Consider the following 22,861-nt stretch of genomic DNA (forward strand, 5'->3'; position numbering starts at 1 on the left):
ATGGCCAAGACGAACACTGTTCAGATCAAACTGGTTTCCACCGCCGACACCGGCTTCTTCTACGTGACGAAGAAGAACGCGAAGGCGCAGACGGGCAAGCTCGAATTCCGGAAATACGATCCGGTCGCGCGCAAGCACGTGACCTTCAAGGAAGCCAAGATCAAGTAATCAACCGCGGAGCTTTGGCTCCGCGCCGTTGACACGCTTCGCTTGCTGATCGGCCCGAGCAATGCTTCGGGCCTTTTGGTGTTGTGGGGCGCGGAGAATCGCTTGTTCCTTGCGCCTATAGGCTGGCGCTGCGGCTTTTTGCGTGTGCAGGCCGGAACGCCGATCAGAGCAGGTCGAGCACGGCCGTTGCCGCGGCTTCGCTGGGAGACGCCGATCCCGCGATGGCGAGCGTGGATAGGGCAGCGCTGAAGCCGGCCCGTTGCGCTGCAGCCCGCTCAGGGTCGCCGAGCAGCGAGGCGATTTCGGCGGAGAGGCGCTCCGGCGTGCAGGCATCCTGCAACAGTTCCGGCACCAGTTCTTGCCCGGCGAGCAGGTTGATCATGGCGACGTGCGGCACCTTGATCAGCCGCCGGGCCAGCATCGCGCTGATCGGATTGACCCGGTAGGTGACCGCCATCGGCACGCCGGCCAGAGCCAGTTCCAGCGTCGAGGTGCCGGATTTCGTCAGCGCGGCTTCGGCGCCGGCGAAGGCGTCATACCGCTCGGCCACATTGGTGACGATCAGCGGCGGGCGCGGCCAGGCGGCCGCCTGCGCCTGCAACTCGCCGGCGAGTGCCGGCGCCGCGGCCAGCACCGGCACGAGATCCGGAAATCGTGGGCGGAGGCGTTCCACCGTCGCGCCGAAAACCGGCATCAGCCGGGCCGTTTCCGTGCGGCGGCTGCCAGGCATCAGGATCAGGGAACGCGCTGACTCCGCCAGGCCGAACCGGGCACGGAAGCGCGCAGGATCGCCGGCATCGGCACCCGATTCCAGCACCGGATGGCCGACAAAGACCGGGTTCAGCCCATGCGGTGCAAAGAAATCCGGCTCGAAGGGCAGGAGGCAGAGCAGCCGGTCCCACAGGCCGGGGAAGTGCTTTACCCGCCCCTGTCGCCAGGCCCAGACCTGGGGGGCGACGTAATGCACGCGGCGGAGTCCGAGCGGGGCGATTCGCCGGAGCAGGCGGAGCGTGAAGCCCGGACTGTCGATGGTCACGACGATGTCCGGCCGCCTCGCGGCAATGTCCGCTTCCGTCTGCTCGAGCCGGCGGCGCAGCCGGAAGAGCTTGGGCAGGACTTCCGCGAGGCCCATGAGCGCCAGTTCCTGCATCGGGAACAGCGAGGCAACACCCTGTTCGGCCATCCTCGCGCCGCCGATGCCGGCAACTTCGATGCCGCCGGCCCGCGCGCGCATGGCCGCGATCAGCCGCGCACCCAGCACGTCGCCGCTTGCTTCACCGGCGACGACATAAACCAGCGTCATGTCAGGCGGACGATTCGGGCCGGCGCCGGATCGTCCGGCCAGTCGGTCCGGTTGCGGACGGCTGGGTCGTCGCGCGTGGCGGCGAGGCGGGCGGGATCGAGCGTTGCGAACAGCAGGTCCGCCGCATCCAGCGCGCCGCGGGCCAGCAGCCCGTCTTCCGGAAACCCGCGATCGACCGGACCGAAGACGCAGGCATAGCCGCGATTTTCATCCACGGCGGCGGACCAGGGCGCCATTCCGGTGGTCGGCGCGACGGCGGTGAAGCACTGGTTCTCCAGCGCCCGCGCGCGGGCCGACAGACGCACCCGGTTGAAGCCGTGCAGGGAGTCGGTGCAGGCCGGAATCAGGATCGTGTCCGCCCCGGCGAGCGCCTGTGCGCGCACCAGCAGGGGGAATTCCGAGTCGTAGCAGATGGCGATGCCAAGCCGGCCGAAATCGGTTTCGAACACCGAAGGGGGCCCGCCCGGCGTGATGCCCCAGCGCTCGGATTCGAAGCGCGTCATGACCCGCTTGTCCTGGAAGGCGATACGGCCGTCCCCGTCGATCAACGGCGCCCTGTTGCGGATATTGCCATCGGCGCCGCGCATCGGCACCGAGCCGGGCAGCAGCAGCAGGCGGTGGGTGCGGGCAATGGCGCGGAAACCCTCCACCAGGGTATCGGCGCGACTGACCACGGCGTCGAGTTCGGCGGCGACGTCCGGCGCGGCGACAAAAGCGCCGGCGAGCGCCATCGAGGCATATTCCGGCAGGACGAGCAGGTCGGCGCCGCCAGATTTCGCCTCATCCGCGAGGCGATCCACCCGATCGAGAAAATCGTCCAGCCCGGTCGGGCGGTGGATCGGGAAGGGAGACAGGGCAACCCGCATGGTCATGCGCCGCCGAGTGGCTTCATCCACACCTGGAGGCGGTTTTCCACCTCATGCGCGGCACCGATCTCGCGCCAGCGCATGCGGCAGACGAGACCGGACACCGGCGCGTAGCCGCGCTTGCGCCAGAAGACGTCGAGTGTGGTGGCATCCGCCGGGCGGCGCGGATCGGCGTTGTCGCGGATCACCGCGCAGAAGGCGGCCTGCGCGGCGTCGGAAACCGCCCGCGCGTGCGCCTCGCGTTCGCGGAAAAAGGCCACGCCGACGCCGCGGCCGCGATAGGCCGGCAGCAGGACCGACTCACCGAAATAGAAGACCGAGGCGGGATCGATCCCGGCGGCGCGGAACGGCGCCTGCATCGCCTCGTCCTCGTCGGTAAGCGGCAGGCAGGTGGAGGCGCCGACGATCGCATCGCCATCCCGCGCGATCACGATGGCGGCGCGCTCGCTCGCGGCATAGGTCGCGACATAGTCGCGCTCGTAAGCCTCGTTGCCCTCGTAGAGATAGGGCCAGGCGCGGAACACCTCGATCCGCAGCCGGGCGAGCGCCGCGAGATGCGGCAGGATCGCCGCACCCCGGAGGGTTTCGGTGGGAAGCAGCGGCTGAATGGCCTCAGCTCCCCTTCCTGGCGGCCGTGTCCATCGACGCCGCCTCGGAGAGGAAGCGCTGGATCGCCTTCTTCTTCTCCCCGAGCGACAGGCCGCGTTCCTGCGCCACGACCGGGCAATAGGCCGCCGTCAGGAATTCCGCCATGCGCTTCTGGGTAATGTCCGGATAGGCCTTGCGGATCGCGGCGACCAGCATGCGGGTGCGGTTGCCGAGCGTTGCCGGCGTGACGCCCTGCATAATCTCCATCGTGCCGTGGCCGGGCGAGACGAGGTCCTTCGTCAGCAGCGGGCAGTTCATCCTGCGCGCGGCGGCGGAGGCGATCGGCGGCAGGTCGAGATAGTCGGCGTCGGCCAGCGCGATGTCGTGCGGCGGGGTCGATGCGCGGATGCCCAGCACCTTGGCGGCATCGGCATCGGTCACGCCCTTGTTACCCCAGGCGGTGCGCACGTAGTTGGCGATCGCGGCGATTTGGGCGTCGTTCAGCATCGAACCGAAGGCGGGCATGGCCGGGCCGTTGGCGTGCCAGGGGATCATTCCGCCGAGCACGATGCCGATCACGTTGTCCGACGGGCCGTTGGTCACCGCGTCATTCCCGGCGAGATTCGGGAACACGTCCTTCACGCCCTTGCCGTCCGCTTGGTGGCAGGCGGCGCAGTTGTCATCGTAGAGCGCCTTGCCCTGCGCGAGCTCGCCCGGGGCAAGCGCCACCTTCTTCACCGGGTTCTCGCGCGGCGGCGTCGCGGTCTGCAGATAGGCGGCAAGATCGTCGACATCCTGCCGCGGGAGCTGGCTCAGGCTGTAATCCACAACAGACTGCATCGGCCCGAATGCCGAGCCACGGTTCATGTTGCCGCCCTCATGCAGGTAGTCGACCAGGTCCTTCCGGCTCCACCCGCCGACGCCATAGGTCTTCGAGGAGGATATGTTCGGCGCATACCAGGGCTCGCCGAGGATCTGCGCGCCGGCCAGCGTATCGCCCGACTTGATGGCGAACAGCAGGTTGCGCGGCGAATGGCACTCGCTGCAATGGCCGAGGGCTTCGGCGAGATAGGCGCCGTTGCGCACCGCGGGCGACCAGTCCTTCTTGTAATGGACCGGCGCGGTGCTGAAGAACATGATGCGCCAGCCGAGCAGCATCGCGCGGATGTTGAACGGGAAGCCGAGCCGGTTCGGTGCATGCGGTGCGTGCACGGCAGGTATGGCGTCGAGATAGGCCTTGATGGCCATCACATCCGGCCTCGTCAGCTTGGCATAGGATGTGTAGGGCATCGCCGGATAGAGATATTTCGGAAACACGCCCAGCGAACTGCCGGGCGAGACGCCGTAATGCAGGGCATTGTAGAATTGCCGCGGCGTCCACTTGCCGATGCCGGTCGTCTTGGCCGGGGTGATGTTGGGTGAGTAGAGCGTGCCGAACGGGGTGACGAAGGACAGTCCGCCGGAGAAAGGCTTTGCTCCCGGTGCCGTGTGGCAGGGCATGCAGTCCGCTGCGGCAGTGAGATATTCGCCGCGCCGCACCTGCGCGATCTCTGCCTGGCTCATGCCCTTGGTCACGGGTTCGGGCAGCGCCGGAAACGCCTCGGGCTTCGCCGCCGTCGGCGTCGGCATGTAGCCGCCCGCCTCCTGGCCGAACGCAGCCTCAATGCCGACGGCGCCGCAGGTCAATGCAATGAGAAGTGTGGCGGCCCAGAGCGGAGCGCGGCGAAAAATCGTCTTTTTTGAATGCGGCATCGGATTCTACCTGTGATCTGCATGGCGGGAGCGGGCGTGTCCGGTCAGATTTCTAATTCGCCATATCTACTGATTGATCAAGTAGGCCCGGCGCCTCTTCACAGACCGAACCGATCTTGCTAGACGCCCTGTGTCGACGCGATCTGCTTCGGATCGCGACGCTGGAATGGGCGCATAGCTCAGTTGGTAGAGCAGCTGACTCTTAATCAGCGGGTCCAAGGTTCGAGTCCTTGTGCGCCCACCATTCCAAATAAAGAAATTGCGAGATGAAGATGCCGCCGGGCAAACCGGCGTGCACGGCCGTGCTTCACGTATGCTTCACTTTCCCCCGGATAAGGTGAGACAAAGTGAGGCATTTGGCCGCCGGCTCGCGCTGGAAGCCAGCGACGTCATTCATCGCACAAGTCATTGATTTGAAATGGTGCCGACACCCAGGATTGAACTGGGGACCTACTGATTACGAATCAGTTGCTCTACCGCTGAGCTATGTCGGCGCTGCGCGAGGCTATAGCGAGGCTCGTCGCTGGCTGCAAGACCGGGTCAGGCCGCCACCGTTCCGGTTTCGCCGGAAAGAATATGACGCAAGGCGGCGACGAGCTGGTCCATCATCGCTTCCGTATGTTTGGGGCCCGGTGTGAAACGTAGCCGTTCGGTGCCAGCCGGTACCGTCGGGTAGTTGATCGGAGTTGCGTACATGCCGAATTCGCGGATCAGCCGCATCGAGACTTCGGTTGCCCGTGTCGCGTTGCCGATCATCAGCGGGACGATGTGGCTCTCTGTCGGCAGGCGCGGCAGTCTGGCCTGGTCGAATTTCGATTTCAGCAGATTTGCCCGTTCGAACAGCGTATCGCGCCGCGCCTGGTCGACCTTCAGCCGGCGGATCGAGGCAAGCGCCGCCGCGACGGTGGGCGGGGGCAGGGCGGTGGTGAAGATGAAGCCGGCCGCAACCGAGCGGATATAGTCGATCACGCTGGCATCGCCGGCGATGTAGCCGCCGTGGCAGCCATAGGCCTTGGCCAGCGTGCCCTCGATGATGGTGAGCCGATGGGCAACGCCGTCGCGCTCGGAGACGCCGGCACCGTGCGGCCCATACATGCCGACGGCGTGAACCTCGTCGAGATAGGTGATGGCGTTATACTTGTCGGCGAGGTCGCAGATCGCGCCGATCGGGGCGATGTCGCCGTCCATCGAATAGACGCTCTCGAAGGCGATCATCTTCGGCGCATCCGCCGGCGCCGCCGCAAGACGGGCTTCGAGATCGGCGAGGTCGTTATGGGCGAAGACATGCACCGTCGCCGCCTTGCCGCCCTTGATGCCGACGATCATCGAATTGTGGTTCTGCGCGTCGGAAAACACGTGCCAGCCGGGCATCGAGTTGAGGATCGCGGTCAGAGTCGCCTGGTTCGAGACATAGCCGGAGGTGAACAGCAGGGCCGCATCCTTGCCGTGCAGGGCGGCGAGTTCGGCCTCGAGCGCGACGTGGATGGGGGAGGAGCCGGCGATGTTGCGCGTGCCGCCGGCGCCGGCGCCCATGGTGCGCGCGGCCTCGATCGAGGCTTCGATCACCTCGGGGTCGGTGCCCATGGCCAGATAATCGTTTGAGGACCACACCAGAATGTCCTGGGTGCGGCCTTCCATCGTCACCTTGTAATAGGGGAAACGATCGGCCAGCTTTTCCAGCGCCACGAAGCGGCGGTAGCGGCCGGCGGCGCGGATATCGGCCAGGGCCTTGTCGCATTGGGCGATGAACGGATGGTCGCGATTCATACGATGCTCCTCGTAGTCTCTCGGAGCCGGCGACGTGGCCGTGCCCGAACGTTGACTATTGCGGGGAAAGCGGCATCGCTCGTCAAGGACATAAGTTCAACCGGCAGACATATTTCGGAAAAATTTGACCGTACGCAGATCAGCCCGGCGTGGGCGGGGTGAGTGCAGCCATCATTTCCGCCCATTCGCGCTTCGACAGGCCGGATTGCGCTTGATCGACGGGTTCGCCGGCCAGCATCCGGCGCAGGGCTGCGAGCATCGTGGCCGAGAAGGTCGCGGCCCCCATGCGGTAATCCTCGAAGGCGCGGCAACTGGCCGGAACCCAGGCGCGGGCGATATCGAGGATTGCCTCGGCATAGGCGCGGATCTCGTACTGGGCGTGGGGATCGGCGCGCAGGGACAGGAAGTGGAAGAGGTTGTGCAGGTCGGTCTTCCAGTACCACTGGGTATAGGTGTTGAGGGTCAGGTTCATCCTGGCCAGTTCGCGCGCGAGGCCGCGGCGAGAGGGATCGGCGCCGCCTTCGTTCAGCATACGCTCATAATGATTGTAATTCCGCTCGGCATCCGCGCGCAGCATGGCAAGCACCTCGGACGCCTCGTCGCCCTCGAGCAGGTCTCCCCGACCTTGCCGGTTGCTGGCCGACTGGGCGGCGAGATTGGCCGGGGAGGGGATGTAGAATTCGCGGTCCATCACCGAATAGCGCGCGGAATATTCGTTCACGTTCGCGGTGCGATGGCGGATCCACTGGCGCGCGACGAAGATCGGCAGCTTCACGTGCAGCTTGATCTCGCACATTTCGAAGGGTGTGGAATGCCGGTGGCGCATGAGGTAGCGGATCAGTCCCTCGTCCTCGCTGACTTTGCGGGTGCCTCGGCCATAGGAGACGCGTGCCGCCTGCACGACGGCGGCATCGTCGCCCATATAGTCGACGACGCGGACAAAACCGTGATCGAGCACCGGAATCGCGCTGAAAAGCATGGCCTCGAGCGTGGGTACGGTGGCGCGGCGGGTCGGCGTGGTTTCGGCGCGCGCGGCCTCGATCTCGGTCCGGTCGGAATCGCTGAGCGGCATGACGGCAGTCCCTGGTTGAGCGATCGTCCTATGCCCGTCCGGCGCCATCGGCAAGAACAGGATCTTTCACAGCCGGTGTCCTTCACCTATATAGAGCGCGTCGGGCAACCGACTATGGCGATAAACGATGCGTGGAATAAGCGTAGTGGACCCGGGGGCAGTACCCGGCGCCTCCACCAGTTTCCCCGCCGGTCCGGTTCGCATTGCGCAAATCGAACCGCCGGCGGTTTCATGGGGGCGAAACAGGCTCGACACGCGTGGTAAAGACCCATCTTTCGCTCGGCATGGTTCCGCCGTCATCGGGCCGTATGACAAGTGCCAACGATAACTTCGAGGCGCTCGCTGTCGCTGCATAAGCGATAAGCGCGGCACGGGGGGCGCCGGGCAACAGAAGCCCCCCACCTTGCCTTTTCCATATCCAGCAGAGCGCAAAAAAAACGGCCGGTCTTTGACCGGCCGGCATCACGTTGATGCAACTTAAAGAGGCTCCCTAAACTTGGCGGCTGGCGCCCGAACTCTTCACGCTCGCAGTCGAACCGTGTTCGGTTGCGATCTTCGAAAATTTCGTAACGCCACAGTCAATAAATGGCCGAGATTCCCGGCGTGGGCAAGACCCTTTCGTGTCGCATATGGGCTGTTGAAAGAAAAAATGTGTTACATGCGGTGCGACAGGCGTGTTTTTTATGAAACATTGCCCGTCAGCCGTAGCGACCGGCCACCGCGACTGCCAGAATCACCCCGGAAATTGCAAGGTCCGCCGCAAAGAGGCGGGCGAGGCGGCGATACGCCGCTGCCTTTGCTTCCTCATCCGGCCCTGAGTCCGTTTCTTCCCAGAGAAACAGCGCACCGAATCGCGCAACCAAGAGCACGGCGGCCATCACGATGCCGAGAGCCTGCATCGCGTTCACCGTCCAGTTCCAGTGCTCCGGTGGTCCCTGTTCTGCAAACGCCAGGGCCCAGCCGGTGGCGAGCGTCACCGCCATGAACGGCACCGCCGCGTCGAGCTGGCGCCGGATCGCCACGGCGCCCGGCCCCGGCCCGGCCAGGAGAAGGCCGAGCAGCAAACCGCTCCACATGGCAAAACCGCCAAGATGAACGGCCAACAGCACGCTGATCGTCGTGAAGCCGGACAGGGTCACTCTAGGATCGAGGCAAGCCGGGTGGCGAGGGCGGCGATTTCGGTACCGGCCAGCGTTGATGGACCGGTTTCGGCGACGCCCAGGCCCTCGGCGAAGCTGTTCGCATAGGCGGCGCGGTTGCCGAGCGCCTCGTCGATCAGTCGCAGTCGCCGTGCCGCGATCTCGGCTTCGAGGCGTCTTCGCAGTTTCGAGGCGGCCGGTGCGCGGTTGAACACCAGCGCGACGGGGCGGCGTTCCTCGGCCGCCAATGTCAGTGTGCCTTCCGCCGCCCAGAGATCGGGCGGTGAGGGGTTCAGCGGCACCAGTACGAGGTCGGCGCCGCGGATCGCCCGCCGCGCGTCGGAATCGAGCACCGGCGGCGTGTCGATGACGAGCAGGTCGCAATCGCGGCGCATCGCGTCGAGCGTGTTGGCGAGCCGCCATCCGGACACCGATCCGACCGCGAGATCGGCACGGGCCTTCGGATTGGCCGCGCGCAGCCGCGCCCAGGCGCCGAGCGAGCCCTGCGGATCGATGTCGAGCAGGCCGACCCGCCGCGTCATTCCGAGGGCGACGCCGAGCTGGGTCGCCAGCATCGTCTTGCCCGCGCCGCCTTTCTGTTGCGCCACCGCGATCACCTGCGCCATCCGAGCCTCCACTTTCGACGGAAGACTAGCAAAGACGGCGCCTTCTGTCCCACATGGGCGGCATGGACGCTTTATATACGCCACAGGAAATGGGTTTGATCGATACGGCGGCGCTGTCATGCGGCGTCTCCGGGCTCATGCTGATGGAGAATGCCGGTACCGCGGTCGCGCGGGCGATCGTGCGGCGATTCCGCCCCTGCCGGGTGCTGGTACTCGCCGGGCCGGGCAACAATGGCGGGGATGGCTATGTCGCGGCGCGGCGACTTGCCGAACGCGGCTGGCCGGTGGCCGTCGCGCCGCTCGCGCCGCCGCGCCCGGCGAGCGATGCCGCCGCGGCGGCGGCGCTCTGGCGCGGCCCGGTCGTCGCGGCGGACGAGGGGCGGGTGCAATCGGCTGAACTCGTGATCGATGCCGTTTTCGGAGCCGGGCTCGCGCGCGATGTCGACCCGGGGACCGTCGCGCTGCTCGGCGCGGCGCGGCGTCTCGTGGCGATCGATGTGCCGAGCGGCGTCGACGGGGCGACCGGCGCCGTGCGCGGGGCCGCCCCGCGGGCCGATCTCACGGTCACCTTCGCCGGATTGAAGCCGGGCCATCTCCTGTTTCCCGGCCGGGCGCTCTGCGGCGAGACGGTCTGCGCGGAGATCGGCATGCCGGCGGCGGCGTTCGCCCGTGTTGAAACGAAAACATGGCGGAATACGCCGGCGCTCTGGCGCCTGCCGGCGCCTGCGGCGACCGGGCATAAATACGAACGGGGCCATCTGACGATCCTGGCCGGCCCGATGAGCGGCGCGGCGATCCTGGCGGCGGCGGCGGCGCGGCGGATTGGTGCCGGGCTTGTCACCCTTGCGGGCCCCGACCCTGCGGGCGTGCCGCCGGGCATCATCGTCAGCCGCGCCGCCCTCGACGAACTGGTGACCGATCCGCGCCGTCGCGTCTGGCTCTGCGGGCCGGGGCTGGGGGTGGAAGCGGCGGGCCAGACACTGGCGCGCCTGGTCGCGGCGGGCCGCGCTATCGTGGCCGATGCCGATGCGTTGACCTCCGCCGCGGGAGAGGCGGAGCGTCTGCGTGGCGTCGCGGCGATCACCCCGCATGAGGGCGAGTTTGCCAGGGTGTTTCCCGACCTTCAGGCTGATCGGCTGTCGCGCGCCCGAGCGGCGGCAGCGCGGATTGGTGCCGTGGTCGTGCTCAAAGGGCCCGATACGGTGATCGCGGCGCCGGACGGGCGTGCGGCGATCAACGCCAATGCACCGCCCTTTCTGGCAACGGCCGGTTCCGGTGACACGCTCGCCGGCATCGCCGCCGGACTCCTGGTGCAAGGGATGCCGGCGTTCGAGGCGTGCTGTGCGGCGGTTTGGCTGCATGGCGCGGCGGCGACGCGGGCGGGAGGCGGACTGATCGCCGAGGATCTGGCGGATCACTTACCCATGGTTGTAGAGAACATTAAAAAATTCAATTTTTGAACAAATTCTAGCAAAATTACACCTTAAGATCGGTGGCGGACGTCGATGCGTTAACCTATTGTTAACGCATGCTGGTTATAGTGCTCGTCATGATCACTCTCGCGTCGTTGTCCGCGTTCGCTGCGCCGATCGGCCCGACTTCGCTCGGCACCCCGCCGCTGCGCGTGTCACCTGTCCCGTCCGCGCCGGCCCAGCCGTCCTCGACCGTCAACCCCGCAACACGCCCCGGCCCTGCACCTGCCGGCGCGCCACGGGGGACGTTGCTCAACATTACGATTTGAGCCGGGGTCGGCGCTTGCGTTTGCGCGCGATCTGAGCCTAAGAACCGTTATTCGCACCTCCCCGCGGGAGAGAGCGGCGAGGCCGGTCTGACCGGCTCCTGCCGCCGCCGAAGGCGCAACCGGCCCCCGGAAACGCTCAGGCAAAAGGACCGCGGCGGAGCAAGGATCTCTGGAAAGCCGGCGCGTCGCGCCGCACCGAAGGCGTAAGGCAAGGGGTAACCCGGGCCGAATCTCTCAGGTTCCGTGACAGAGGGGGGTCAGACTGGGCGGTTCTGCACCCGCCCGCTGCTGCCGCGGGAGATCCGGTCTTGGCCGAATCAGCATTGCTCACCGTGCCGCTCGACGCGCTGCATCGCAGCCTGGGCGCGCGTATGGTCGATTTCGCCGGCTACGATATGCCGGTGCAGTATGAAGGCATCATCGCCGAGCATCTGCACTGCCGGGCCCAAGCCGCGCTGTTTGACGTCTCGCATATGGGCCAGGCGGTGCTTGAAGGCCCCGACGCGGCCGCCGCGCTAGAACGCGTGGTGACCGGCGACATCCGGGGGCTGAAGCCAGGCCGCCAGCGCTACACGCTGCTAATGAACGCGCAAGGCGGGATTGTGGACGATCTCATGGTCGCCAATCTGGGCGACCGCCTGCTCCTCGTGCTCAATGCCGGGCGCAAAAATGTTGACGTTGCTCACATTCGCGCCCACCTGCCCGCGACCGTTTCGCTGACCCCGCAATTCGACCGCGCGCTGCTCGCCCTGCAGGGGCCCGAGGCCGGCGCGGTGATGGCCACGCTGGCACCAGAGGTGGCCGCGATGCGCTTCATGGAAGCGCGCGAGATGGCATTGTCCGGCATTTCCGTCACGATCACCCGCTCGGGCTATACCGGCGAGGACGGGTTCGAGATCGGCCTTCCCGCGGCGGAGGCCGAGGGTCTGGCGCGCGCCCTGCTGGCCGATGCGCGGGTGAAGCCGGCCGGCCTCGGTGCGCGGGATTCGCTCAGGCTCGAGGCCGGTCTGCCGCTCTATGGCAACGATATCGACGAGACGCGCGACCCGATTGCCGCCGGGCTCGGCTTCGCGATCGGCAAGACACGCAAGATGGGCTGGGATTTCCTCGGCGGCGACGCCGTGCGGGCGGTGCACGATGCCGGCCCGCGCGAGCGCCTGGTCGGGCTGCGCGCCGAAGGTCGGGCTCCTGTGCGCGCCGGCGCCGAGCTTCGCGATGCCGCCGGGCAACCGGCCGGGCGCGTCACCTCCGGCACCTTCGGGCCGAGCGTCAACGGGCCGGTGGCGCTCGGCTATGTCCGCGCCGATTGCGCCGGGGACGGCTCGACCCTGATCGCCGGGCTGCGCGGCCGCGATATCGGCATCACCGTCGTGCCGCTGCCTTTCGTTCCGCATCGTTATCATCGCTGAAAGAGGACCAGATGACCGAGACCCGATTCTCCAAGGACCATGAATGGGTGCGGCTCGACGGCGACGTCGCGACCGTGGGGATCACCGATCACGCGCAGTCGGCGCTCGGCGATGTCGTGTTCGTTGAACTGCCCGAGACGGGGCGGCATGTGGATGCCGGCGAGGCCTGCGCGGTGGTGGAAAGCGTCAAGGCTGCCTCGGATGTCTATGCCCCGCTGGCCGGCACGGTGACGGAGGCGAACGGCGCGCTGGCCGATGATCCCGGCATGGTCAATGCGCAGGCCGAATCCGGCGCCTGGTTCTTCCGCATGACCCTGGACGACCGCGCCGCCTTCGACGCCCTGCTGACCGCCGACGATTACCAGGCCTTTCTCGCAACGCTCTGACCGGAGCCGCCGCCATGCCGGATACCGCGCCCCAGACCATCGACGATTTCACCGCCCTGCTGGCCGAGGAGCGCTTCGCCCTGCGCCATATCGGCCCCGGACCAGCCGAGCGCGCGGCGATGCTGCGCGCGCTGGGCGCGGCGGATCTCGACGCGCTGATCGCCCGCACCGTGCCGGAGACGATCCGCAGCGCGGCACCGCTCGACCTGCCGGCGGCGCTGACCGAGGGTGAGATCCTCGACGATCTGCGCCGCTACGCCGCGGACAACGAGGTGAAGCGCAGCCTGATCGGGCTTGGCTATCACGGCACCGTCACGCCGCCGGTCATCCTGCGCAACGTGCTGGAAAATCCCGGCTGGTACACCGCCTACACGCCGTATCAGGCCGAAATCGCGCAGGGACGGCTGGAGGCGCTGCTGAATTTCCAGACGATGATGGCGGAGCTTGCCGGGCTCGACCTCGCCAATGCCTCGCTGCTGGACGAGGGCACGGCGGCGGCGGAGGGCGTCTCGCTCGCCCATGCGGTGCACAAGGGCGGATCGACGGTGATCGCCGTCGCGGCCGACCTGCACCCGCAGAGCCGGGCGGTGATCGCGACCCGTGCCGCGCCGCTCGGCTGGACGCTTGAAGATGTCGCGCCGGGGGATGCCGGGGCGATCGAGCAGGCGAAGCCCTTCGCCGTGGTGCTGCAATATCCGGGCACGACGGGCGCGGTCCGCGACCTGTCGGACGAGATCGCGGCGGCGCATCGCGCCGGGGCGCTCGCCATTGTCGCGGCCGATCCGCTGGCGCTGACGCTGCTGCGGCCGCCGGGCGAGATGGGGGCGGATATCGTGGTCGGCTCGGCGCAGCGCTTCGGCGTGCCGATGGGTTTCGGCGGCCCGCACGCGGCCTATTTCGCCACCCGCGATTCGCTGAAGCGGCATATGGCCGGCCGGCTGGTCGGCGTTTCGGTCGATGCGGCGGGGAGCCCGGCGCTGCGGCTCGCGCTGCAGACGCGCGAGCAGCACATCAGGCGCGAGAAGGCGACCTCGAATATCTGCACCGCGCAGGTGCTTCTGGCGGTGATCGCCGGATTCTATGGCGTGTGGCACGGGCCGGAAGGGCTGGCGCGGATCGCCCGGCGGGTGCATCTCGCGGCCAGGCTGCTGGCCGGCGCGGCGCGGGCGGCGGGGCTTTCGATCCGCCATGACGTGTTCTTCGACACGATCGCGATCGAGGCGGGCGCCGGTGCCGACTCGCTGATGCAGCGGGCGCTGGGCGCGGGGTTCAACCTGCGGCGCGTCGATGACGGTTGCGTCGCCATCGCGCTGGACGAGACGGTGACGGCGGCGGAGATTGCCACTCTGGCCGGCGTGATCGGCGGCGCGGCGGATGCTGCGGCCTCGCCACTCGACGCGTTGGGGCGGCAGAGCGCCTTCATGGTCGAGCCGGTGTTCCACGCGCATCGCTCGGAGCACGCGATGCTGCGCTATCTCAAGCAGCTCGAGGACAAGGATGTCGCGCTCAACCGCAGCATGATCCCGCTCGGCTCCTGCACGATGAAGCTGAACGCGACGGCGGAGATGATTCCGATCACCTGGCGTGCCTTCGCCGACATCCACCCCTTCGCGCCGATGGAGCAGACCCGGGGGTATCGGGCGCTGATCACGCGGCTGTCGGAGGATCTCGCGCGGATCACCGGCTTCGCGGCGGTCTCGCTGCAGCCGAATTCCGGCGCGCAGGGGGAATATGCGGGGCTGCTGGCGATCCGCGCCTTCCACGCCGCGCGCGAGGAGGGGCATCGCGACATCTGCCTGATCCCCTCCTCGGCGCATGGCACCAACCCGGCCTCGGCGACGATGGCGGGTTATCGGGTGGTGGTCATCGGGTGCGACCGCGCGGGGAATATCGACCTCGCCGATCTCGAGGCTAAGATCGCCGCGCATGCGGGGAAGATCGCGGCGCTGATGATCACCTATCCCTCTACCCATGGCGTGTTCGAGGCGAGCGTGCGGGATATCTGCGCTCGCGTGCATGCGGCGGGCGGCCAGGTCTATATGGACGGGGCGAACATGAACGCGCAGGTGGGGCTGACCTCGCCGGCGGCGATCGGCGCCGATGTCTGCCATCTCAACCTGCACAAGACGTTCTGCATTCCGCATGGCGGCGGGGGGCCTGGCGTGGGGCCGATCGCCGTGGCCGCACATCTCGCGCCGCATCTGCCGAACCATCCGCTACGCCCGGATGCAGGACCCTCGACCGGCTATGGCCCGGTGAGCGCGGCTCCCTTCGGCTCGGCCTCGATCCTGCCGATTCCTTACGCCTATATCCGCATGATGGGGCCGGACGGGCTGCGCGAGGCAACGGCGGTGGCGATCCTCAATGCCAACTACATCGCCCATCGGCTCGCGCCGCATTACCCGATCCTCTACACAGGCGCGAACGGCATGGTCGCGCATGAATGCATCATCGACTGCCGGCACTTCCAGGCAGAGGCCGGCATCTTGGTCGAGGACATCGCCAAGCGGTTGCAGGATTACGGGTTCCACGCGCCGACCATGTCCTGGCCGGTGCCGGGCACGCTGATGATCGAGCCGACCGAGAGCGAGACGAAGGCGGAACTCGACCGGTTTTGCGATGCGATGATCGCGATCCGCGGCGAGATCGCCGATGTCGCGGCCGGCGCGCTCGACCGGGTGGACAACCCGCTGAAGAACGCGCCGCATACCGCCGCCGAGGTGATGGCGGCGACATGGACGCATGGCTATGGCCGCGACCGCGCTGCCTTCCCGCTGCCCCATGTGCGCGCTGCGAAATACTGGCCGCCGGTCAAGCGGGTGGACAACGTGTATGGCGACCGCAACCTCGTCTGCTCCTGCGCGCCGCTGTCGGCCTATGCCGAGGCAGCGGACTGAAGCGGGGCGCGGTTTCGCAAATCCCGGCCGGGCCCACATCCAGAGCCGTGCGGGGCGCGTAACCCCGGCACGGCTTTGCATGGAGGACCCGCGTGATGACACTTGCCCGCCGCTCGCTGCTGGCGGCAGCTCCGGCGCTGCTCGCCGGCTGCACGTTCGATACCAGCCCCTATCCCCAGCCGCCGCTGCGCCATGCGCGCGTCGATCTCGACCGGTTCATGGGGCGCTGGTACATCATTGGCCACATCCCGTATTTCGCCGAGGCGGGTTATGTCGGCTCCTATGCCGTCTATACGCGCCGTCCCGACGGGGCCATCGACGATCAGTATAATGGCTATCCGAAGAGCTTTGCCGCGAAACGATTCCAGTTCACCTCGGTCGACCAGGTGGAACCCGGGACTGACAATGCGGTCTGGCGCGTGACCCTGCTGAACGGTCTGGTTGGCGTGCCGTATGTGATCATGCATGTCGAGCCCGACTATTCGGTGTTCCTCGGCGGATTTCCGAACCGTTCGCTGGGCTGGATCTTCGCGCGCGAGAAACGGATGGACGAGGCGACCTATCGCGCGATGCTCGACCGTTTCTATCGCCAGGGCTACGACGCGCGGCAGTTCAGGCGGGTGGCGCAGTTTCCCGACCAGATCGGACGGCCGGGTTTCGAGCGCGTCTGAACGGCGGGGACATGGCGTTTTGGGGGCCTTGCCGCCGACGCGGCGCGCCGGCATATCATGATTCATGAGGTCAAGCGCCGCCCATGAGTGAGTCTGCCGCGCCGCTGCGCCGCCTGGCGAGGCTGCTGTGGCGCGCGGCGCGCGCGATCGTGTTCGCCATCGGGCTGGTGACGATCCTTCTCGCCGGCGCAGGGCTGTGGGGGCTTCACCGCCTCGCGGGCCGCCCAACGGCGTTGCCGGAACATTTCATCCTCTCGCTCAATCTTCAGACGGCGCCGCCGGACGTCGCCGCGCCGTCGGCGCTGCTGAGGCGGGCGACGGGCGCGACGCCGACGCTTGAGCAGACGATCGCGGCGATCGACCGCGCCGCCACCGATCCGCGCGTGCGCGGCATCGATATCCTTCTCGGCGGCGGATGCTGCGGCCTGACCACGGCCGAGGAACTGCATGACGCGCTCGCCCGGTTCCGGGCCATTTCGCACCGGCAGGTGGTTGCGCGCGCGATGTCCTTCGACGGGGCGGAAGGGCTGGGTGCCTATATCGTCGCGACGGCGGCGAACCGGATCGAACTTTCCGATGCCGGCGATTTCGGGGTCACCGGGCTCGCCCTGCAAAGCCCGTTCGCGGCGGACCTGCTCAAGATGGCCGGGGTCGAGGCGCAGTTCGAGCATATCGGCAAATACAAGACCTACCCGGAACTGTTCACCCGCTCCGGCCCATCGGCGGCGGCGACCGAGATGATGAACAGCCTGGCCGGCTCGCTCTACGATTCGGCTCTGGTGCCGATCGCAGCGCGGTTGAAGCGCAGCCCGGACCAGGTGAAGGCCCTGTTCGACCAGGCGCCGTTCAGCGCCGCGCAGGCGAAACAGGACGGGCTGGTCGACACCGTGCTGCCGCTTTCGGCAGAGGTCGCGCATGTGCGCGGCGTACATGTGTCGCTCGCCGATTATGTCGCCGACGCAGCGCCGGCGCCCGCGGGCGCGCCGAAGGTCGCCCTGATCGTCGCCCATGGCGATATCAACGCGCCTGACGCGCCGGGGCGGCGCAGCGGGATCGATCCGGCCCGCCTGGCGCATGAAATCGCGACGGCGGTCGCGGATCCGTCGATCCGCGCCATCGTGCTGCGGCTCGACACGCCGGGCGGAACGGTGACCGGCTCGGCCATGGTCGGCGCCGAGGTTGCGCGCGCCGCTCGCCTGCACAAGCCGCTGATCGTGTCGATGGGTGCGCTCGACGCCTCTGGCGGCTACTGGATTTCGAGCCACGGCGCCGTGCTGGTGGCCGATCCGGCGACGCTGACGGGGTCGATCGGCGTGCTCGGCGGCAAATTCAGCTTCGGCGGGCTGCTGGCCCGCCTGGGCGTCAGCGTCAGCACGGCCTCGCGCGGAGCGAACGCGCTGTTCGACAGCGCGGTGACGCCGTGGACCGAGGCGCAACTCGCCAGCCTGCAAGGGCAGCTCGATCTCGACTATCAGAAATTCGTCGGCTGGGTGGCTGCCGGCCGGCGGATGAGTCCCGCGCAGGTGAACGCGGTGGGGCAGGGGCGTGTGTGGACCGGCGCGCAGGCCCGCAGCCGAGGCCTGGTCGACCGGCTGGGCGGCTACCATGAAGCCTTCATGACCGTGCGCGCGGCGCTGCATCTGCCGGCCGATGCCGCGCTCGATATCGTCCCCGGCAACGAACAGCCGGGGCTGGCCGCGCTGCTCGCGACCCTCGCGCGGCAGGCGAATCCCCTTGAGGCCGCCGCGTTGCCGGAACCGCTGCGCGGCCTCTTCGCGCTGACGCGACTGCATCGATTGTCGATGGTGCCCGTCGAGCTTCGGTGATATCCAAAAAACTAACGATTGGTTAACGAATCGGGTTCGGCTGGGCCGCTTCGAGAACAAAATAGAAACATGGGCAAATGGCCCCTGTCTCGCTGCGTCGCTTCGCGGGCGATTCCGATTTGTTGCGGTCGCGGAGAGGAAATTTTGCGAGTGATCGGTGGAAATCCCTTTGACGCCCATGATCGCCCATGTTATCCCATGACAACCCATAGCGAATCCGACCGGCGTGACGCGTGTGCGTCGGAATGTTTGCAGCGAGGCATACCAACGGCGAGACGAAAGGGCCGCGACAGCGCCGATGAGCCAGTTTCTCGGCACCCACAGGAACAGGCTGGACGCCAAGGGCCGCGTATCGGTTCCGGCGGCGTTCCGTGCCGCCCTGCGCCGGGAGGGTGACTCGCAAGGGCTGATCCTGCGGCCATCCCACAAGCACCGCTGCATCGAAGTCTGGCCGGCGCCGGTGTTTGAGGCGCTGGCGACGCGTTTGCAGGGACTCGACCTGTTCAGCGATACGCATGACGACATGGCGGCGGCGCTCTACGCGGATGCCTGGCCGCTCGAGGCCGACAAGGAAGGCCGGATCCTTTTGCCGGAACCGCTCGTGGAGCATGCGGGATTGCGCGACAGCGTGGTGTTCATGGGTCTGGGCCGGACATTCCAGATCTGGGAGCCGGAAGCGGCCGACCGCCGCCGTGCCGAGGCGCGGGAGCGCGCGCGGATTGGCGGACTTACCCTGCCGGCGGGGGCTTCGGCATGAGCGGCGGGCTTTCCCATGTGCCGGTGCTGCGCGAGGAGGCGGTGGCGATGCTCGCGCCCCGCGCGGACGGGGTCTATCTCGACGGGACATTCGGCGGCGGCGGCTATAGCGCTTCGATGCTGGAGGCGGCGTCCTGCACGGTCTGGGCGATTGACCGCGATCCGGCGGCGATCGCGCGCGGCGCGGCACTCGCCGCCCGGTATCCCGACCGGTTGCACCTGATCGAGGGCCGGTTCGGCGACCTGCTCGCTCTGCTGCGCGACCGCGGGGTGACGGCACTCGACGGCGCGGTGTTCGATTTCGGGGTGTCGTCCTACCAGCTCGACGATCCGTCGCGCGGTTTTTCCTTCCGGACCGACGGCCCGCTCGACATGCGCATGGGCGCGGCCGGGCCGACGGCGGCCGATATCGTGAACGGCTATGCCGAGGCGGAACTGGCCGACATTCTCTTTCATTTCGGAGAGGAGCGGGCGTCGCGGCGGATTGCCGCCGCGATCGTCCGGCGTCGTGCCGCTCAGCCCTTTGAGACGACGGCCGATCTTGCGGCGGTGATCCGCACGGTGGTGCGGCCCGACCGCTCGGGCATTGATCCGGCGACACGCAGTTTCCAGGCGCTGAGGATCGAGGTGAACCAGGAACTCGCCGAGATCGAACGCGCGTTGGAGGCCGCCGCGTCGCTGCTGGCGCCGGGCGGGCGTCTCGTCGCCGTGTCGTTCCATTCGCTGGAGGATCGCATCGTCAAACGTTTCATGAACGCTGCGACCGGCCATGTCGCCGCGCCCTCGCGGCACGATCCCTCCGGCCTCGCGCGGCAAGCCGCGGCGCCGCGCTTCCGGGCTCTGACCCGCGGTGTCGTTACGCCCGGAGAGGCGGAGACCGTCGCCAATCCGCGCGCCCGGTCGGCGCGGCTGCGTGGAATCGAGAGGCTCGCGGCATGATCCGCCCGGTGACCCTCGTGACCGGGCTGCTGATGCTGGGCTCGGGTGCCTGGCTGTTCGTGGTGAAGCACCGCGCCGGCACGCTCGAGCACAAGATTGGCGGGGTCACCGCGCAGATCCGCAGTTCGGAGCAGCGCATCCGCGTGCTGCGCGCCGAATGGGCGCTCGAAACCGATCCGAACCGGCTGGCGCGGCTCGCCGCCATGTTCATGCCGCAGCTCAGACCGATGAAGCCGGATCAGCTGGTATCCTGGCAGCAACTGGCGGATGCCCTTCCGCCGCCGGGTGCGGAACTGCCGCATCTGCCGTTGCCGCCGCCCTTGCCGGGCGACCTGTCCGGTGCGCCGTCATCTGCCGCCGTTGCCGCGGCGGCTGCGCCCGAGACCGTCGCCCTGGCCACGATTCCGCTGCCCGTCCCGCCGCGGAGCCTGCCGGCGCCAAGGTTCGCGGCGGCGACGTCGCAAACTGCTCTGGCGGCGCCCCAAGCGCATCTCGCCGTGCCGCATCCGGCTGTGCGCCCTGTTGCGGTTCGCCGCTCCGTGGTGGCGCCGGCGCAGCATGCCGTCGTCGTGCACCGGCCTGCAAGCCAGCGGCATGATGTTGTCGCGCGTGCCCACAGCCCCGCCATTGCCGCCGCGCGCCGCCCGCAGACGCTCGGCGCCTCGGTCCTCGCGCCACGCCCGGCCCCCCGGCCCACGGAGCCGCCGGTCAGGTCGATCACGGCGAGCGACGCGGTGCCGGCGCGGCCCCAGGCTCCGGCGCCGCCCGCCCGCATCGTGGCGCCCGCCGCACGCGGGACGTCGGTATTCGGGGATTACGGTGCGAGCCTGGCGCCGCCGCGTCCCGCTGGCGGAGTGGCGCCATGACCGCGCCGCCGCCACGCGACAGTCTCTCACCGCGCGTTCCTGGCCGCGGCGGCCGGGATGCGGCCCGACGCGCCGGTGCACCCGAGCGCGGCGCGGTACCGCGGATGGAGCATGTCCGCGTCACTTCGCCCGATCTGGCGCGACGCGCCGCCATCGGTGTGCTGCACAGCCGGCTCGCCGCCGGATTTGCCGGCTTCGTGCTCATTTATCTGCTGCTTGCCGCGCGGGTCGTCTATGTCACGGTGGTCCATCCCGTCCCGCCGGACAAGGCGGCGATTGCGGCGCAGACGCCATCGACCACCGTCGTCCTGCCGCCACCCGCACGCGCCGAGATCACCGACCGGAACGGCGAGATCCTTGCCGTCTCGCTGCCGGCGGCGGCATTGTATGCCAATCCGAAGCAGGTCGAGGATCCGGGTGTCGCGGCGCGCGAGATCGCCGCGGTGATCCCGGGGCTCGATCCCGGATTCCTCGAGGCGCGGCTCGCCGATCGGTCGCGCGACTTCGTGTATCTCGACCGCAAGCTGACCGCCTCGCAGGAACTGGCGGTCAACCGGCTCGGGATTCCGGGAGTGTATTTCGAGAATACCGAGCGTCGGCATTATCCCGAGGGGAACCTCGCGGCGCATATCCTGGGCGGGGTGACGCCGGACCAGCGCGGGATCGCCGGGGTCGAGGACTGGTTTAACAAGCGCCTGACCAGCGCGCCTGGCAAGCCGCTTCGCCTGTCGATCGATATCGGTGCGGAAGGGATCGTGCGCCAGGCGATCTGGCAGGCAATGAGCGATTATGATGCCAAGGGCGCCTGCGGCATCGTGATCTCGGCGCGGACCGGCAGGGTGCTGGCGATGGCCAGCGTGCCCGACTATAACGCCGATGATCTCGGGTCTGCGCCCGCCGATGCGCGCTTCAACCGCTGCGTGTCCGGCGACTATGAACCGGGCAGCGTGTTCAAGCTGCAGACGCTGTCGATGGCGATCAATTCCGACATGATCCAGCCCTGGGACCGGTTCAACACGACGCATCCGCTGCATGTCGGCCGGTTCACCGTGACCGACTTCGAGCCGGCGCATATCTGGATGGCGGTGCCGCATATCCTCGCCGTGTCGTCGAATATCGGCGCCTCGCGGATCGCGACCATTCTCGGGCCGCAGATCCAGCGCGCATGGCTGCGCAAGCTCGGCTTCTTCCGTCGTCCGCCGATCCAGCTGCCGGAAGCCACGCCGCCGATGTATCACCCGAAATCAAGCTGGAAGCTGCTGACGACGATGACGGTGAGTTTCGGCAACGGCATCGCGATGTCGCCACTGCAGCTGATTTCGGCGGTCGTGCCGGTCGTCAATGGCGGGATCTGGTATCCGCCCACCCTGCTGGACCATGGGAAGCGGTCCGCCGGGGTGCGGGTGATGAGCGAGCGGACGTCGCTGATCATGCGCAAGATGATGCGCAATGTCGTCACCGCCCCGGATGGCACCGGCGTCTATGCCCGGGTGCCGGGGTATCTCGTCGGCGGCAAGACCGGCACGGCGCAGGTCGTCGGGCCGAACGGGCGCTATCTGCAACATCTCAACAACGCCTCGTTCATGGCCGCGTTCCCGATGAACGATCCGCGCTATGTGGTCTATGTCGTCGTGCTGCAGCCGCATGCGACGAAGCAGATGCTGCCGTTCTGCCATGGGTTTACCACGGGCGGCTATGTCGCCGCGCCGGCCGTCGCCCAGATCATCTCGCGGATCGGGCCGATGCTCGGGATCATGCCTTTATCCGGCCAGACGCTTGCCGAGGCGCAGGCGGCACTGTCGATCCCGCTCGATCCGCCGGCGCCGCCGGGTCGGCTCGCGCTGGGGCCGGGGCACCTGTTCCCGCCGGGGGCGAGCAAATACGCCTATATCCTCGCGCATCAGACCCCGCCGGCGAACATGGACGTCGCGGCGCATGACCAGGCGCTCGCACGGACCGAGATGTGGCAGCCCCTGGCGCCGGCGGCACAAACGGTGAGCCTGCCCCCGGCGCCCGCTTCCAGCGCCCATACGCTGGGGCACCGGATCATGAATATCGCCCTGCCGGTGACGCGTGCGGGGGGGTGAAC

The 22,861-nt window shown here is 67.9% G+C and carries 19 protein-coding genes, 2 tRNA genes, 1 other RNA gene and 1 riboswitch; of the genes, 13 read left to right on the plus strand and 9 right to left on the minus strand.

Annotated features, from left to right (window positions below; translation table 11 throughout):
- Window positions 1–168: a 50S ribosomal protein L33 gene (gene rpmG / locus ACRY_RS02625; protein WP_007424241.1), complete on the plus strand. Its 168-nt coding sequence runs from the start codon at window positions 1–3 to the stop codon at window positions 166–168.
- Between the two features lie 163 nt (window positions 169–331).
- Here the strand turns inward: rpmG and lpxB are convergent, their stop codons facing one another.
- From lpxB to ACRY_RS02645, 4 genes are all read right to left on the minus strand, one after another.
- Window positions 332–1,471 carry a lipid-A-disaccharide synthase gene (lpxB, locus tag ACRY_RS02630; protein WP_011941228.1) on the minus strand — a complete coding sequence of 380 codons (1,140 nt, stop codon included), beginning with the start codon at window positions 1,469–1,471 and terminating at the stop codon, window positions 332–334.
- A complete protein-coding gene (locus ACRY_RS02635) occupies window positions 1,468–2,343 on the minus strand; it encodes a carbon-nitrogen hydrolase family protein (RefSeq protein ID WP_011941229.1) in 876 nt (291 codons plus the stop codon). The genes lpxB and ACRY_RS02635 overlap by 4 nt, the downstream gene beginning before the upstream one ends.
- A complete protein-coding gene (locus ACRY_RS02640; protein WP_011941230.1) occupies window positions 2,340–2,861 on the minus strand; it encodes a GNAT family N-acetyltransferase in 522 nt (173 codons plus the stop codon). The genes ACRY_RS02635 and ACRY_RS02640 overlap by 4 nt, the downstream gene beginning before the upstream one ends.
- An 88-nt stretch (window positions 2,862–2,949) precedes the next feature.
- Window positions 2,950–4,677 (minus strand): c-type cytochrome, encoded by a 1,728-nt coding sequence (locus tag ACRY_RS02645; protein WP_011941231.1) that lies wholly within the window; start codon window positions 4,675–4,677, stop codon window positions 2,950–2,952.
- A 168-nt stretch (window positions 4,678–4,845) separates the two neighbouring features.
- On the opposite strand from ACRY_RS02645, the gene ACRY_RS02650 reads away from it, so the two are divergent.
- Window positions 4,846–4,921: transfer RNA gene (locus tag ACRY_RS02650), tRNA-Lys, on the plus strand.
- 175 nt (window positions 4,922–5,096) lie between these two features.
- Here the strand turns inward: ACRY_RS02650 and ACRY_RS02655 are convergent.
- The 3 genes from ACRY_RS02655 to thyX all read right to left on the minus strand — a co-directional run bounded on the left by ACRY_RS02655 (window position 5,097) and on the right by thyX (window position 7,516).
- Window positions 5,097–5,171 (minus strand) — tRNA-Thr (locus ACRY_RS02655).
- Between the two features lie 46 nt (window positions 5,172–5,217).
- Window positions 5,218–6,444 carry a 5-aminolevulinate synthase gene (gene hemA, locus ACRY_RS02660; protein ID WP_011941232.1) on the minus strand — a complete coding sequence of 409 codons (1,227 nt, stop codon included), beginning with the start codon at window positions 6,442–6,444 and terminating at the stop codon, window positions 5,218–5,220.
- A gap of 139 nt (window positions 6,445–6,583) precedes the next feature.
- Window positions 6,584–7,516 (minus strand): FAD-dependent thymidylate synthase, encoded by a 933-nt coding sequence (gene thyX, locus ACRY_RS02665; RefSeq protein ID WP_011941233.1) that lies wholly within the window; start codon window positions 7,514–7,516, stop codon window positions 6,584–6,586.
- 60 nt (window positions 7,517–7,576) lie between these two features.
- On the opposite strand from thyX, the gene ssrA reads away from it, so the two are divergent.
- Window positions 7,577–7,919, plus strand: a transfer-messenger RNA (tmRNA) gene (gene ssrA, locus ACRY_RS18850).
- Window positions 7,920–8,214: 295 nt separating this feature from the next.
- Here the strand turns inward: ssrA and ACRY_RS02670 are convergent.
- Complete coding sequence (locus ACRY_RS02670; RefSeq protein WP_011941234.1) at window positions 8,215–8,655, minus strand: hypothetical protein; 441 nt, start codon at window positions 8,653–8,655, stop codon at window positions 8,215–8,217.
- A complete protein-coding gene (gene parA, locus ACRY_RS02675; protein ID WP_011941235.1) occupies window positions 8,652–9,281 on the minus strand; it encodes a ParA family partition ATPase in 630 nt (209 codons plus the stop codon). The genes ACRY_RS02670 and parA overlap by 4 nt, the downstream gene beginning before the upstream one ends.
- A gap of 53 nt (window positions 9,282–9,334) precedes the next feature.
- On the opposite strand from parA, the gene ACRY_RS02680 reads away from it, so the two are divergent.
- The 10 genes from ACRY_RS02680 to ACRY_RS02730 all read left to right on the plus strand — a co-directional run bounded on the left by ACRY_RS02680 (window position 9,335) and on the right by ACRY_RS02730 (window position 22,859).
- Window positions 9,335–10,741 (plus strand): bifunctional ADP-dependent NAD(P)H-hydrate dehydratase/NAD(P)H-hydrate epimerase, encoded by a 1,407-nt coding sequence (locus ACRY_RS02680; RefSeq protein ID WP_011941236.1) that lies wholly within the window; start codon window positions 9,335–9,337, stop codon window positions 10,739–10,741.
- 335 nt (window positions 10,742–11,076) lie between these two features.
- Window positions 11,077–11,184, plus strand: a riboswitch (glycine riboswitch).
- Window positions 11,185–11,330: 146 nt separating this feature from the next.
- Window positions 11,331–12,431, plus strand: coding sequence for a glycine cleavage system aminomethyltransferase GcvT (gene gcvT / locus ACRY_RS02690; protein ID WP_011941237.1), 1,101 nt, complete (start codon window positions 11,331–11,333; stop codon window positions 12,429–12,431).
- A gap of 11 nt (window positions 12,432–12,442) precedes the next feature.
- The gene (gcvH, locus tag ACRY_RS02695) at window positions 12,443–12,817 is read left to right on the plus strand and encodes a glycine cleavage system protein GcvH (protein ID WP_007422735.1); all 375 of its coding nucleotides are present in this window, start codon (window positions 12,443–12,445) and stop codon (window positions 12,815–12,817) included.
- Between the two features lie 14 nt (window positions 12,818–12,831).
- On the plus strand, window positions 12,832–15,714 hold the full coding sequence (gcvP, locus tag ACRY_RS02700) for an aminomethyl-transferring glycine dehydrogenase (protein WP_011941238.1): 2,883 nt from the start codon (window positions 12,832–12,834) through the stop codon (window positions 15,712–15,714).
- Window positions 15,715–15,809: 95 nt separating this feature from the next.
- On the plus strand, window positions 15,810–16,385 hold the full coding sequence (locus ACRY_RS02705) for a lipocalin family protein (RefSeq protein WP_007422732.1): 576 nt from the start codon (window positions 15,810–15,812) through the stop codon (window positions 16,383–16,385).
- A gap of 83 nt (window positions 16,386–16,468) precedes the next feature.
- On the plus strand, window positions 16,469–18,211 hold the full coding sequence (locus ACRY_RS02710; protein ID WP_011941239.1) for a S49 family peptidase: 1,743 nt from the start codon (window positions 16,469–16,471) through the stop codon (window positions 18,209–18,211).
- 298 nt (window positions 18,212–18,509) lie between these two features.
- Window positions 18,510–18,968 (plus strand): division/cell wall cluster transcriptional repressor MraZ, encoded by a 459-nt coding sequence (gene mraZ / locus ACRY_RS02715; protein ID WP_013639164.1) that lies wholly within the window; start codon window positions 18,510–18,512, stop codon window positions 18,966–18,968.
- Window positions 18,965–19,906: a 16S rRNA (cytosine(1402)-N(4))-methyltransferase RsmH gene (gene rsmH, locus ACRY_RS02720; RefSeq protein ID WP_011941241.1), complete on the plus strand. Its 942-nt coding sequence runs from the start codon at window positions 18,965–18,967 to the stop codon at window positions 19,904–19,906. The genes mraZ and rsmH overlap by 4 nt, the downstream gene beginning before the upstream one ends.
- The gene (ftsL, locus tag ACRY_RS02725) at window positions 19,903–20,772 is read left to right on the plus strand and encodes a cell division protein FtsL (RefSeq protein ID WP_011941242.1); all 870 of its coding nucleotides are present in this window, start codon (window positions 19,903–19,905) and stop codon (window positions 20,770–20,772) included. Before rsmH ends, ftsL begins: the two co-directional genes overlap by 4 nt.
- On the plus strand, window positions 20,769–22,859 hold the full coding sequence (locus ACRY_RS02730; RefSeq protein WP_011941243.1) for a peptidoglycan D,D-transpeptidase FtsI family protein: 2,091 nt from the start codon (window positions 20,769–20,771) through the stop codon (window positions 22,857–22,859). The genes ftsL and ACRY_RS02730 overlap by 4 nt, the downstream gene beginning before the upstream one ends.
- Window positions 22,860–22,861 lie beyond the last annotated feature (2 nt).

Origin of the sequence: Acidiphilium cryptum JF-5 (assembly GCF_000016725.1) — a bacterium.
Taxonomy (GTDB): Bacteria; Pseudomonadota; Alphaproteobacteria; order Acetobacterales; family Acetobacteraceae; genus Acidiphilium; species Acidiphilium multivorum.

Excerpts from the sequence above, each read along its gene's own strand:
- ACRY_RS02710 (WP_011941239.1), top strand. The coding sequence starts at position 16,469 with ATGAGTGAGTCTGCCGCGCCGCTGCGCCGCCTGGCGAGGCTGCTGTGG.
- gcvP (WP_011941238.1), top strand. The coding sequence starts at position 12,832 with ATGCCGGATACCGCGCCCCAGACCATCGACGATTTCACCGCCCTGCTG.
- rpmG (WP_007424241.1), top strand. The coding sequence starts at position 1 with ATGGCCAAGACGAACACTGTTCAGATCAAACTGGTTTCCACCGCCGAC.
- gcvH (WP_007422735.1), top strand. The coding sequence starts at position 12,443 with ATGACCGAGACCCGATTCTCCAAGGACCATGAATGGGTGCGGCTCGAC.
- ACRY_RS02680 (WP_011941236.1), top strand. The coding sequence starts at position 9,335 with ATGGGCGGCATGGACGCTTTATATACGCCACAGGAAATGGGTTTGATC.
- thyX (WP_011941233.1), bottom strand. The coding sequence starts at position 7,516 with ATGCCGCTCAGCGATTCCGACCGGACCGAGATCGAGGCCGCGCGCGCC.
- hemA (WP_011941232.1), bottom strand. The coding sequence starts at position 6,444 with ATGAATCGCGACCATCCGTTCATCGCCCAATGCGACAAGGCCCTGGCC.
- parA (WP_011941235.1), bottom strand. The coding sequence starts at position 9,281 with ATGGCGCAGGTGATCGCGGTGGCGCAACAGAAAGGCGGCGCGGGCAAG.
- ACRY_RS02635 (WP_011941229.1), bottom strand. The coding sequence starts at position 2,343 with ATGACCATGCGGGTTGCCCTGTCTCCCTTCCCGATCCACCGCCCGACC.
- ACRY_RS02730 (WP_011941243.1), top strand. The coding sequence starts at position 20,769 with ATGACCGCGCCGCCGCCACGCGACAGTCTCTCACCGCGCGTTCCTGGC.
- lpxB (WP_011941228.1), bottom strand. The coding sequence starts at position 1,471 with ATGACGCTGGTTTATGTCGTCGCCGGTGAAGCAAGCGGCGACGTGCTG.
- ACRY_RS02705 (WP_007422732.1), top strand. The coding sequence starts at position 15,810 with ATGACACTTGCCCGCCGCTCGCTGCTGGCGGCAGCTCCGGCGCTGCTC.
- ftsL (WP_011941242.1), top strand. The coding sequence starts at position 19,903 with ATGATCCGCCCGGTGACCCTCGTGACCGGGCTGCTGATGCTGGGCTCG.
- rsmH (WP_011941241.1), top strand. The coding sequence starts at position 18,965 with ATGAGCGGCGGGCTTTCCCATGTGCCGGTGCTGCGCGAGGAGGCGGTG.
- mraZ (WP_013639164.1), top strand. The coding sequence starts at position 18,510 with ATGAGCCAGTTTCTCGGCACCCACAGGAACAGGCTGGACGCCAAGGGC.
- ACRY_RS02645 (WP_011941231.1), bottom strand. The coding sequence starts at position 4,677 with ATGCCGCATTCAAAAAAGACGATTTTTCGCCGCGCTCCGCTCTGGGCC.